Consider the following 10,514-nt stretch of genomic DNA (forward strand, 5'->3'; position numbering starts at 1 on the left):
GCCATGGCGACGGGGCCGGATCTGTTCTCGCTGGCCGGTCGCGCGGCCTTCGTGACCGGCGCCGGCCAGGGGCTGGGCGCGGCCATTGGGCGCGGCCTGGCAAAGGCCGGTGCAAAGGTGACGCTGGTCGACGTGGATGGCGCGAAAGCCGAAACCGTCGCAGTCGGCCTTCGGGATGCCGGCCACGAGGCCATTGCCATGCCACTGGACGTGCGCGACGAGGCGGCCTTCAAGCTGTGCTTCGACGCCGCCGTCGAGCGCGTCGGAGGGATCGACGTGATGGTGAACAACGCCGCCCGCACGCCGTCCACCTCCCTCTGGGACATCACGGCCGAGGAATGGGACGACGTACTGGCCATCAACCTGCGCGGCAGCTTCTTCGGCTGCCGTATCGCCGGGCGCCACATGCGCGAGCGCGGTGCCGGGCGCATCGTCAACCTGGCTTCCATCGCCGGCCAGCAGGCCAGCGCGGCGACCGGGGCCCATTACGCGGCCTCCAAGGCCGGGCTGGTCGCGCTGACACGCGCCTTCGCGCAGGAGCTCGCGCCCCATGGCGTCACGGTCAACGCGCTGGCGCCGGCGGCGGTGCGCAGCCCGGTGCTCGATGCGATGGAGGCCGATCAGCGGCGCCGGCTGGCGGCCGGCATTCCGGTCGGCCGCTTCGGCGAGCCGGAAGAAGTGGCGGCAGCGGTGCTTTACCTGGCCTCGCCGGCCGCGGCCTTCGTGACTGGCGCCACGCTGGACCTCAACGGCGGCCGGTTGATGCGCTGAGCTCCGAGTGGCCCTTAAAATGATTCAGTACTAAACAATTCAGGTATGCAAGCAAATCCACTGACTGGCCGCCATGCGCTCGTGACCGGCGCGGCGCGCGGCATCGGGGCCGAGATCGCCCGCACCCTGGCGGCCGAGGGGGCTGTGCTGACCCTGCTCGGGCGCGATCGCGCGGCCCTGCTGCGGGTGGCTGACTCGCTGCCCGGCAGCGGGCACGGCGTGGTGACGGCCGACGTGGCCAGCCCGGAAGCCGTCCCTGCGGCCTTCGCCCAGGCGCGCGCGGAGCGTGGGCCGGTCGCGATCCTGGTCAACAACGCCGGCGCCGCGGAGAGCTCCCCGTTCCAGAAGACCTCGGCCGAGCTGTGGCAGCGCATGCTGTCCGTCAACCTGACCGGCAGCTTCCTCTGTGCCCAGGCCGCCCTGCCGGGCATGCTGGAGGCGGGCTGGGGCCGCATCGTCAACATCGCCAGCACCGCGGGTCAGAAGGGCTATGCGTATGTCAGTGCCTACTGCGCGGCCAAGCACGGCGTGATCGGGCTGACGCGCTCGCTGGCGCTGGAGGTGGCGCGCAAGGGCGTGACGGTGAACGCGGTCTGCCCCGGCTATACCGACACCGACATCCTGCGCGACAGCGTGGCCAACGTGGTCGGCAAGACCGGCCGCAGCGAGGAAGAGGCGCTGGCCGAATTTGCCGCCGTCAACCCGCAGCGGCGGATCGTGCAGCCCTCGGAAGTGGCCGATGCAGTGCGCTGGCTGTGCGGCGAGGGCGCGGCCTCGGTCACGGGGCAGTCGGTCTCGGTGTCGGGGGGCGAGGTCACATGAAGCAGCACGACGACTCCCACGCGGTGCTCAGCGACGCCGAGGAACTGGGCCACGAGGCGCGCGCCGGCACCGGCGACCACGCGGTGCTGAAGCTGTGGCTGCGCATGCTGGCCAGCACCGCCCAGGTCGAGTCCGAGATCCGCAAGCGGCTGCGCGAGAACTTCGACATCTCGTTGGCCCGCTTCGACTACATGGCCCAGCTCTACCGCTACCGCGAGGGGCTCAAGATGCGGGTGCTGTCGCGCTACCTCATGGTGACCGGCGGCAACGTCACCGGCCTGACCGACGAGCTGGAGCGCGATGGCATGGTGCAGCGCTCGCCCAGCCCGGAAGACCGGCGGGCCTGGATCGTGAGCCTCACGCCCAAGGGCCGCCGCAGCTTCGAGGCGATGGCCAAGGCGCACGAGGAATGGCTGCTGGAGCTGTTCGCGGGGCTGGACGAGAAGGCGGTTCAGCAGCTCTACATGCACCTGGGCGCGCTGCGCGTGCACCTGGTGCGCTGATCAGCCGGCCTTTCCGAGCAGCGCGTCTTTCAGCTTCCAGTCGGCCGGCGTGGGGCCAAGCCAGATGCGCATCAACGCGTTGAAGAAGGCCTGTTCCCGGATCGGCTCGCCCTGTGCGACGCCCTTGACCGAGATCACGGTGCCGGTGCCGGGCAGCCAGTCGATGGTGAAGCTGTCGCCGGGCTTCAGCTGCTTCTGGTCCGAGAAGATCTGGCTCATGCGCAGCAGGCCGGGGATCAGCGGTGACATCTCGTTGCGGGGCGAGTTGTCTTCCACGCCGCGGGTGAAGAGCTTGCCCAGTTCGTTGGCGTCGATGTCGCGCAGCATGGTGATGGTCATGCGCTTGGCGCCTGGTGCGGCCAGCACCTCGTCGGGGGTCGAGGCCTTCCGGCCCAGATACAGCCCGGCCGCGTACACCTTGAACACAGCCTTGTAGCGCACGCCGGCACCGTTGAGCTGCAGCTGGCTGCCCTTGAGATCGAGCGTGTCCTCGAGCTTGACGCCGGCCACATCGACAGGCGCGGCCGAGGCGGCGACCGAGGCTAGGGCCAGGACGGTCGGGACGAACAGGCGCAGCAGGGCAGGATGGCGTACTGGAATACCTTCGCCTGCGGCTGCGGTACTTGCCTTCGGAACGGCCGTGCGGCTCATAGGGTGTCTCCTCGTTCGAAAAATAAAAGTGCCTGAATGTATCTTTTAGATAAACGCGTGTCGTGGGCTAAACTTCACGCTTCCATGTTCATTCATCACGTCATTCAGACAGGTCAAGGCGGCCGGGGAGCCTGGCCTTGGCGCACGCCATCGTTGCAGCCTGTTTGAATGCACGGCGCACGCCGTGCGCCCACGGCCGAGGTCCATGCCGACCCGGCCACCTCTCATGTGAATGACACCGGCGACCAGATGGCGTCGTCGGCCGACGGAGACCCCACCCGTGATCACCGAACTCGAATTCAAGAGCCTCAGCGCGCAGGGTTACAACCGCATCCCGCTGATGGTTGAAGCCTTTGCCGACCTCGAGACGCCCCTGTCCCTTTACCTCAAGCTGGCCCACACCAAGGAGGGCGGCCGTCACAGTTTCCTGCTGGAGTCGGTGGTGGGCGGCGAGCGCTTCGGCCGCTACAGCTTCATCGGCCTGCCGGCGCGCACCCTGCTGCGTGCGAGCGGCTTCGGCGCCGAGGCCCTGACCCAGGTCGTGACCGCCGGCAAGGTGGTCGAGGAGGTCCGCGGTAATCCGCTGGACTTCGTCGCCGTCTACCAGAAGCGCTTCAAGGTGGCGCTGCGGCCCGGCCTGCCGCGCTTCTGCGGCGGCCTGGCCGGCTACTTCGGCTACGACACGGTGCGCCACATCGAGAAGAAGCTGGAGAAGACCTGTCCACAAGACACCCTGGGCTGTCCCGACATTCTCCTGCTGCAGTGCGAGGAGCTGGCGGTGATCGACAACCTCTCCGGCAAGCTCTACCTGATCGTCTATGCCGACCCGGCCCAGCCCGAGGCCTACGCCAACGCCAAGCGGCGGCTGCGCGAACTGCGCGAGCAGCTCAAGTACTCGGTGAGCGCGCCGCAGGTGCGGCCCACCCAGGCGCATCCGCCGGAGCGCAGCTTTGCCAAGGCCGACTACCTCGCCGCGGTCGAGCGTGCCAAGGAGCTGATCGCCGCCGGTGATTTCATGCAGGTGCAGGTGGGCCAGCGCATCAGCAAGCGCTACACCGAGTCGCCGCTGTCGCTCTACCGCGCGCTGCGCTCGCTCAATCCCTCGCCCTACATGTACTACTACGACATGGGCGACCACCACGTGGTGGGCGCTTCGCCCGAGATCCTGGTGCGGCAGGAGCACACCGGCGAGGGCGAGCAGAAGATCACCATCCGCCCCCTGGCCGGCACCCGTCCGCGCGGCGCCTCGCCCGAACTGGACAAGGCCGCGGAGGTCGAGCTGATCAACGACCCGAAGGAGCGCGCCGAGCACGTGATGCTGATCGACCTGGCGCGCAACGACATCGGCCGCATCGCCAAGACCGGCAGCGTGAAGGTGACGGAGGCCTTCGCCATCGAGCGCTACAGCCACGTGATGCACATCGTCAGCAACGTCGAAGGCACGCTGAAGGACGGCATGACGGCGATCGACGTGCTCAAGGCCACCTTCCCGGCCGGCACCCTGACCGGTGCGCCCAAGGTGCATGCGATGGAGCTGATCGACCAGCTGGAGCCGACCAAGCGCGGCCTCTACGGTGGTGCCTGCGGCTACATCAGCTACGCCGGCGACATGGATGTGGCGATCGCGATCCGTACCGGCATCGTCAAGGACCAGATGCTCCACGTGCAGGCCGCCGCCGGGGTGGTGGCCGATTCGGTGCCGGAGCTGGAGTGGAAGGAAACGGAGGCCAAGGCGCGCGCCCTGCTGCGCGCGGCCGAACTGGTCGAGGAAGGCCTGGAGTGAGCGCCGCCCCCGACATCCAGAACGACTTCTCGCACGAGATCATCGGCGCGGCGGTCGAGGTACAGCGCGTACTCGGCACGGGGCTCGATGAAGGGGCCTATGCCGCGGCGCTGGCGATCGAACTCGCCGAGCGCGAGATCGGCTTCGCGCGCGACGTGGCGCTGTCGGCCAGCTACAAGGGCCGTTCGCTCGGCGAGGTGTCCCGTGCTGGCTTCGTGATCGAGCAGTCGGTCATCGTCGAACTCAAGGCGGTCGACGTGCTCACCGACCTGCACCGCGCGCAGGTGCTGGCCGCGCTGCGCCTGTCGGGCCTCAAGCTGGGCCTCTTGATCAACTTCAACGTGTTCCCCGTCGTCAAGGGCGTGCACCGGATTGCGAGCAAGCCATGAAACTGCTGATGATCGACAACTACGACAGCTTCACCTACAACATCGTCCAGTATTTCGGCGAGTTGGGTGCGGATGTGCAGGTACATCGCAATGATGAGATCACGGTGGCGCAGATCGGCGAGCTGATCGCTTCCGGCGTGACCCGGCTCGTGGTGTCGCCCGGCCCATGCTCGCCGGCGGAAGCGGGTGTTTCGGTGGCCGCCATCGAGACCTTTGCGGGCAAGCTGCCGATCCTCGGCGTGTGTCTCGGCCACCAGGCCATCGGCGCCGCCTTCGGCGGCAAGATCATCCGTGCGCGGCAGCTGATGCACGGCAAGACCAGCGAGATCACGACCACGCAGGAAGGCGTCTTTGCGGGGCTGCCCCGGAAGTTCATCGTCAACCGGTACCACTCGCTGGCCATCGAGCGCGAGAGCTGCCCGGAGGCCTTGGCTGTCACGGCCTGGACGGACGACGGAGAGATCATGGGGGTGCGTCACACCGGATTCGCGCACGAGGTGCGCATCGAAGGCGTGCAGTTCCACCCCGAATCGATCTTGACGGAACATGGCCATGCCATGCTCAAGAACTTCCTGGACTGATCCACCATGACCGACCGCTCTTCCCTCGTCGACCTGCGCAGCGACACCGTCACGCAACCCACGCCGGCCATGCGCGAGGCCATGATGGCCGCGCCACTGGGCGACGACGTCTTCGGTACCGACCCCAGCGTCAACGCGCTGCAGGAAAAGATCGCCGCGCTGCTGGGCTTCGAGGCCGCGCTGTTCGTGCCGACCGGCACCCAGAGCAATCTCTGCGGCATCCTCTCGCACTGCGGCCGCGGTGACGAATACATCGTGGGCCAGCAGGCGCACTGCTACCGCTGGGAAGGCGGCGGCGCGGCGGTGTTCGGCAGCGTGCAGCCGCAGCCGCTCGACCATGCGCCGGACGGCACGCTGCCGCTCGCGCAGATCGAGGCCTCGATCAAACCCGACGACGCGCACTTCGCGCGCACGCGGCTGCTGGCGCTCGAGAACACGCTGGGCGGCAAGCTGTTGCCCTTCGACTACGTGCAGGCGGCCACGGAGCTTGCGAAGCGCAAGGGGGTCCAGCGGCATCTGGATGGCGCGCGGCTCTTCAATGCGGCGACCGCGCAGGCGGCGCTGAACAAGAACGGCGACATCCGCGCCGAGGCGCGTCGCATCGCGCAGTGCTTCGACAGTGTGTCGGTGTGCTTCAGCAAGGGGCTCGGCGCACCGGTCGGCTCGGCGCTGGTGGGCTCACGCGACTTCATCGCACGTGCCCACCGCATCCGCAAGATGGCGGGCGGTGGCATGCGGCAGGCCGGCCTGCTCGCGGCGGCGGCTTCGTACGCGCTCGATCACCACGTCGATCGCCTCGCGGACGACCATGCGCTGGCGAAGCGGCTCGCGCAGGGGCTCGAGGGCATCGAGGGGCTGACGGTCGAAGCGCCGCACACGAACATCGTGTTCGTCGATCTCACGGGCGCGGCGCAATCGCGCTCGGCCGAGCTGCTGGCGCAACTCAATGCGCAGGGCATCCTGGCGACCGGGCTGTACCGCCTGCGCTTCGTGACGCATCTCGATGTCGATGCGGCGGGCGTCGATCGCGCCGTGGCGGCGATCCGCGCTTTCTTCAAGGCCTGACAGGAGCGCATCCGCCATGCCCGATCTGCCGCACCTGCTTGCGTTCATCGCGGCAGGCTGGTTGCTCAACCTGACGCCGGGGCCCGACGTGCTCTACGTCGTGACGATCTCTCTGCGTTCCGGCACGCGCGCCGGCATCGTCGCTGGACTCGGGATCACGACGGGCTGCTTCGTCCACATCTTCGCTGCAGCGGCGGGAGTGGGCGCCTTGTTGTCCGCTTCCGTGACCGCGTTCACGGTCCTCAAGTACGTCGGCGCGGCGTACCTGCTCTACCTGGGCGTGCGCATGCTGCTGTCGCGCCCGGCCTCGCCGACCCACCTGGGCGAAGCGGTCGCCGCGGGCCCGGAGCGCAGCCTCAAGGCGATCTTTCTCGGCGGCTTGTGGAGCAACGTGCTCAATCCCAAGGTCGCCCTGTTCTTCCTGGCCTTCGTGCCGCAATTCATCGCACCCGGGACCGGCAGCAAGGCGCTGGCCTTCGTGATGCTGGGCATGCTGTTCAATTTCAATGCGATCCCGGTCAATGTGGCATGGGCCCTGGCCGCGGGCTGGATGGCGCGCCACAGTGCTGTTCAGAAGGGCATGCAATGGTTCGAGCGCGTCGCCGGCGTGCTGTTCATCGGCTTCGGCCTCAAGCTCGCGCTCACGGACGCGCCGGGCGCGGTCCGCGTCGACCGTTGATTCACGACACACCCCCACACCGAGGAGACTCCCCATGATCACCCCGCAAGAAGCGCTGCAGCGCACCATCGAGCACCGCGAGGTGTTCCACGACGAGATGCTGCACATCGTGCGCCTCATCATGAGCGGCGAATGCTCGCCGGTGATGATGGCGGCGCTGATCACCGGCCTGCGCGTCAAGAAGGAGACCATCGGCGAGATCACCGCCGCCGCGCAGGTGATGCGCGAGGTCTCGACCAAGGTGCCGGTGGCCGACACCCGCAACCTGGTCGACATCGTGGGCACCGGTGGCGACGGCTCGCACACCTTCAACATCTCGACCTGCTCGATGTTCGTGGCGGCGGCGGCAGGCGCCAAGGTCAGCAAGCACGGCGGGCGCAGCGTGAGCAGCAAGTCGGGAAGCGCCGACGTGCTGGAATCGCTGGGTGTCAACATCAACCTGAAGCCCGAGCAGATCGCGAAGTGCATCGCCGACGTCGGCATCGGCTTCATGTTCGCGCCCAACCATCATCCGGCGATGAAGAACGTCGCGCCGGTGCGCAAGGAGCTGGGCATCAAGACCATCTTCAACATCCTGGGGCCGCTCACCAACCCGGCCGGCGCGCCGAACATCCTGATGGGGGTGTTCCATCCGGACCTGGTCGGCATCCAGGTGCGGGCGCTGCAGCGGCTGGGCGCACAGCATGCGCTGGTGGTCTATGGGCGCGACGGGATGGACGAGATCTCGCTCGGCGCGGCCACCATGGTCGGCGAGCTGAAGAATGGCGAGGTGCGGGAGTACGAGCTGCATCCCGAGGATTTCGGCTTCGCCATGTCCAGCAACCGCACGTTGCGGGTCGAGACGCCCGAGCAGTCCAAGGCCATGTTGCTGGGTGTGCTGGACAACCAGCCGGGACCGGCGCGCGACATCGTCATCCTGAATGCGGGCGCGGCGCTTTACGCGGCGGACTTGGTGGATTCGATGACTGCCGGCATCGACCGCGCCCGCGTCGCGCTCGAATCCGGGGCTGCCAAGGCCAAGCTGACCGAGCTGATCGCCTTCACCAGCGCGGCCTGACCGGGAGAGCCAAGGCATGTCCGACATCCTCGAGAAGATCGTCGCCGTCAAGCGGGAGGAGGTGGCTGCAGCCCGCAGGAAGACCTCCCTGGAAGCCATGCGCCTCGACGCCGAGAGCCGGGTGCTCACGCGCGACTTTGTCGGCGCTCTGCGCACCAAGGTCGCTGCCGGGCAGGCGGCGGTGATCGCCGAGATCAAGAAGGCCAGTCCGAGCAAGGGCGTGCTGCGCGCGGATTTCGTTCCCGCCGACATCGCACAAAGCTATGCCGAGGGCGATGGCATCGTCAGCGCGGCCTGCCTCTCGGTGCTGACCGACCGGCAGTTCTTCCAGGGTGGCATCGACTATCTAAAGCAGGCGCGTGCCTCGTGCGAGCTGCCGGTGCTGCGCAAGGATTTCATCGTTGATGCCTACCAGGTTTACGAATCGCGCGCGATCGGCGCCGATGCCATCCTCCTGATCGCGGCCAGCCTGGACGACGCGCAGATGCGTGAGTTCGAGGCGATCGCAGTGGGGCTGGGCATGGCGGTGCTGGTCGAGGTGCACGACGCACGCGAGCTCGAGCGGGCGCTGAAGCTGCGCACGCCGCTCATCGGCGTGAACAACCGGAACCTGCGGACCTTCGAGGTCTCGGTGCAGACCACCCTCGACCTGCTGCCGGGGCTGCCCGACGGTCGGCTGCTGGTCACCGAATCGGGCATCACGCTGCGCGAGGACGTCGCCCGGCTGCGCGCCGCGGGCGTCCACGCCTTCCTGGTGGGCGAGGCCTTCATGCGTGCCGACGAACCGGGCGAGGCGCTCGCCACCCTGTTCCGATGAGCGCGCTGTCCACCCAGTTGCAGAGCAGCGATCCGGCCGACTGGCCGGTGGCGCCGGGCTGGCAGCCGCTGGTCGACGAGTTCTTCGGATCGGCAGCCGGCCTGAAACTGGTCGATTTCCTGCATGAGCGGCTGAAGGCCAATGCGTCGGTCTTCCCGCCGCGGCCGCTGCGTGCGCTGGAGCTGACGCCGCCTGAGGCGGTGCGCGTCGTGATTCTCGGGCAAGACCCTTACCATGGGCGCGGCCAGGCCGAGGGGCTGGCCTTTTCAGTGGCGCCCGGCGTGGCGCTGCCGCCCTCGCTGCGCAACATCTTCAAGGAGCTGGAGCGCGACCTGGGGACGCCGCCGCCGCGCTTCCCCGATCCCGGCGGCAGCCTGGTCAAGTGGGCCACGCATGGCGTCCTGCTGCTCAACACCTGCCTAACGGTCGAGGAAGGGCAGCCGGCCAGCCATGCGGGCCGGGGCTGGGAGGTGCTGACCGACGCAGTGATCCGGCACGTCGCCCAGGGGGAGCGGCCGGCCGTGTTCATGTTGTGGGGCTCGCATGCGCAGAGCAAGCGGGCGCTGATCGACAGCCGCCGCCACAAGGTGCTGACCGCGAACCATCCCTCGCCGCTGTCCGCGCTGCGGCCGCCCGTGCCCTTCATCGGCTGCGGCCACTTCGGCCAGGCGCGCGCGTGGCGCGAAGCGCAAGGGCTTTGATTCACCCGGGAAAAATTGAAAGGACTGGGGGTTTCTGGGAAGGGCAGGAGGCACCAGCAGGGCGGGTGATGCTGCAACTTTCAGTGGCCCCGTCATCGACCTGCCCCTCCAACCGTGCTATATTTCGAGGTTCGCCGGAGAGGTGGCCGAGTGGTTAATGGCAGCAGACTGTAAATCTGCCCTCTTACGAGTACGCTGGTTCGAATCCAGCCCTCTCCACCAGCGAAGAATGGATTTTTCGGAGCGTTTGAATGGCGGGTTTTGGTGCGAGGCTGGAAGGCGAAGCGCAGGACCCGGACCGTGCTACGGCTCGACCCGAGTCAGAAGGGTTGCGCCGCGATGCGGGAGTAGTTCAATGGTAGAACCCTAGCCTTCCAAGCTAATGACGCGGGTTCGATTCCCGTCTCCCGCTCCAGAATCCGGTTCGACGCAAGGCGCCAGTTTTGAAGAATTTCGCCCATTTGGCTCAGTGGTAGAGCACTCCCTTGGTAAGGGAGAGGTCGCGGGTCCGATTCCCGCAATGGGCACCAGTCTTGGGGTTGCAGTCTGCCGGCTGCAACCCCATGTCAGTGTGTTGATCTAGTTATTTTTCGGAGTCGAGAAAATGGCAAAAGGAAAATTCACCCGCACGAAGCCGCACGTGAACGTCGGCACGATCGGTCACGTGGACCACGGCAAGACCACCCTGACGGCGG

General features: G+C 67.5%; 13 protein-coding genes and 3 tRNA genes. 15 read left to right on the forward strand and 1 reads right to left on the reverse strand.

What is annotated here, in order from left to right; translation table 11 throughout:
* Window positions 1-3: 3 nt before the first annotated feature.
* Genes A8M77_RS29540 through A8M77_RS29550 form a run of 3 tightly spaced genes read left to right on the forward strand, consistent with a single transcriptional unit; the run spans window position 4 to window position 2,096 of the window.
* Window positions 4-771: an SDR family NAD(P)-dependent oxidoreductase gene (locus A8M77_RS29540; RefSeq protein ID WP_086925038.1), complete on the forward strand. Its 768-nt coding sequence runs from the start codon at window positions 4-6 to the stop codon at window positions 769-771.
* Window positions 772-816: 45 nt separating this feature from the next.
* Window positions 817-1,593: an SDR family NAD(P)-dependent oxidoreductase gene (locus tag A8M77_RS29545; protein ID WP_086925039.1), complete on the forward strand. Its 777-nt coding sequence runs from the start codon at window positions 817-819 to the stop codon at window positions 1,591-1,593.
* Window positions 1,590-2,096, forward strand: coding sequence for a MarR family winged helix-turn-helix transcriptional regulator (locus tag A8M77_RS29550; RefSeq protein WP_086925040.1), 507 nt, complete (start codon window positions 1,590-1,592; stop codon window positions 2,094-2,096). Before A8M77_RS29545 ends, A8M77_RS29550 begins: the two co-directional genes overlap by 4 nt.
* Here the strand turns inward: A8M77_RS29550 and A8M77_RS29555 are convergent, their stop codons facing one another.
* Window positions 2,097-2,747 (reverse strand): chalcone isomerase family protein, encoded by a 651-nt coding sequence (locus A8M77_RS29555; RefSeq protein ID WP_086925041.1) that lies wholly within the window; start codon window positions 2,745-2,747, stop codon window positions 2,097-2,099.
* A 280-nt stretch (window positions 2,748-3,027) separates the two neighbouring features.
* Here A8M77_RS29555 and trpE point away from each other — a divergent pair, with 280 nt between their 5' ends.
* The 12 genes from trpE to A8M77_RS29615 form a co-directional block, all read left to right on the forward strand.
* Entirely contained in the window at window positions 3,028-4,530 is a 1,503-nt protein-coding gene (gene trpE, locus A8M77_RS29560) for an anthranilate synthase component I (protein ID WP_086925042.1), read from the forward strand.
* The gene (locus A8M77_RS29565; RefSeq protein ID WP_086925043.1) at window positions 4,527-4,919 is read left to right on the forward strand and encodes a GxxExxY protein; all 393 of its coding nucleotides are present in this window, start codon (window positions 4,527-4,529) and stop codon (window positions 4,917-4,919) included. The genes trpE and A8M77_RS29565 overlap by 4 nt, the downstream gene beginning before the upstream one ends.
* Window positions 4,916-5,500, forward strand: coding sequence for an aminodeoxychorismate/anthranilate synthase component II (locus A8M77_RS29570; protein WP_086925044.1), 585 nt, complete (start codon window positions 4,916-4,918; stop codon window positions 5,498-5,500). Before A8M77_RS29565 ends, A8M77_RS29570 begins: the two co-directional genes overlap by 4 nt.
* 6 nt (window positions 5,501-5,506) lie before the next feature.
* Window positions 5,507-6,565 (forward strand): low-specificity L-threonine aldolase, encoded by a 1,059-nt coding sequence (gene ltaE, locus A8M77_RS29575; protein WP_086925045.1) that lies wholly within the window; start codon window positions 5,507-5,509, stop codon window positions 6,563-6,565.
* A gap of 16 nt (window positions 6,566-6,581) precedes the next feature.
* Complete coding sequence (locus A8M77_RS29580) at window positions 6,582-7,244, forward strand: LysE family translocator (RefSeq protein WP_086925046.1); 663 nt, start codon at window positions 6,582-6,584, stop codon at window positions 7,242-7,244.
* Window positions 7,245-7,278: 34 nt separating this feature from the next.
* On the forward strand, window positions 7,279-8,301 hold the full coding sequence (gene trpD, locus A8M77_RS29585) for an anthranilate phosphoribosyltransferase (RefSeq protein WP_086925047.1): 1,023 nt from the start codon (window positions 7,279-7,281) through the stop codon (window positions 8,299-8,301).
* A 16-nt stretch (window positions 8,302-8,317) separates the two neighbouring features.
* Window positions 8,318-9,118 (forward strand): indole-3-glycerol phosphate synthase TrpC, encoded by an 801-nt coding sequence (gene trpC, locus A8M77_RS29590; RefSeq protein WP_086925048.1) that lies wholly within the window; start codon window positions 8,318-8,320, stop codon window positions 9,116-9,118.
* A complete protein-coding gene (locus A8M77_RS29595; RefSeq protein WP_086925049.1) occupies window positions 9,115-9,819 on the forward strand; it encodes a uracil-DNA glycosylase in 705 nt (234 codons plus the stop codon). Before trpC ends, A8M77_RS29595 begins: the two co-directional genes overlap by 4 nt.
* Before the next feature lie 136 nt (window positions 9,820-9,955).
* A tRNA-Tyr gene (locus A8M77_RS29600) sits at window positions 9,956-10,041 on the forward strand.
* A 119-nt stretch (window positions 10,042-10,160) separates the two neighbouring features.
* Window positions 10,161-10,234 (forward strand) — tRNA-Gly (locus A8M77_RS29605).
* A gap of 40 nt (window positions 10,235-10,274) precedes the next feature.
* Window positions 10,275-10,349, forward strand: a tRNA-Thr gene (locus A8M77_RS29610).
* A 74-nt stretch (window positions 10,350-10,423) separates the two neighbouring features.
* On the forward strand, window positions 10,424-10,514 hold a 91-nt coding region (locus A8M77_RS29615; protein WP_038111923.1), incomplete at its 3' end, for a GTP-binding protein.

This window comes from Variovorax sp. JS1663 (genome assembly GCF_002157355.1).
Taxonomy (GTDB): Bacteria; Pseudomonadota; Gammaproteobacteria; order Burkholderiales; family Burkholderiaceae_C; genus Variovorax.

What these genes read in the sequence shown, in the direction of transcription:
- A8M77_RS29570 (WP_086925044.1), top strand. Translation starts at nt 4,916, where the DNA reads ATGAAACTGCTGATGATCGACAACTACGACAGCTTCACCTACAACATC.
- A8M77_RS29550 (WP_086925040.1), top strand. Translation starts at nt 1,590, where the DNA reads ATGAAGCAGCACGACGACTCCCACGCGGTGCTCAGCGACGCCGAGGAA.
- A8M77_RS29580 (WP_086925046.1), top strand. Translation starts at nt 6,582, where the DNA reads ATGCCCGATCTGCCGCACCTGCTTGCGTTCATCGCGGCAGGCTGGTTG.
- trpC (WP_086925048.1), top strand. Translation starts at nt 8,318, where the DNA reads ATGTCCGACATCCTCGAGAAGATCGTCGCCGTCAAGCGGGAGGAGGTG.
- A8M77_RS29595 (WP_086925049.1), top strand. Translation starts at nt 9,115, where the DNA reads ATGAGCGCGCTGTCCACCCAGTTGCAGAGCAGCGATCCGGCCGACTGG.
- trpD (WP_086925047.1), top strand. Translation starts at nt 7,279, where the DNA reads ATGATCACCCCGCAAGAAGCGCTGCAGCGCACCATCGAGCACCGCGAG.
- A8M77_RS29540 (WP_086925038.1), top strand. Translation starts at nt 4, where the DNA reads ATGGCGACGGGGCCGGATCTGTTCTCGCTGGCCGGTCGCGCGGCCTTC.
- A8M77_RS29545 (WP_086925039.1), top strand. Translation starts at nt 817, where the DNA reads ATGCAAGCAAATCCACTGACTGGCCGCCATGCGCTCGTGACCGGCGCG.
- ltaE (WP_086925045.1), top strand. Translation starts at nt 5,507, where the DNA reads ATGACCGACCGCTCTTCCCTCGTCGACCTGCGCAGCGACACCGTCACG.
- A8M77_RS29555 (WP_086925041.1), bottom strand. Translation starts at nt 2,747, where the DNA reads ATGAGCCGCACGGCCGTTCCGAAGGCAAGTACCGCAGCCGCAGGCGAA.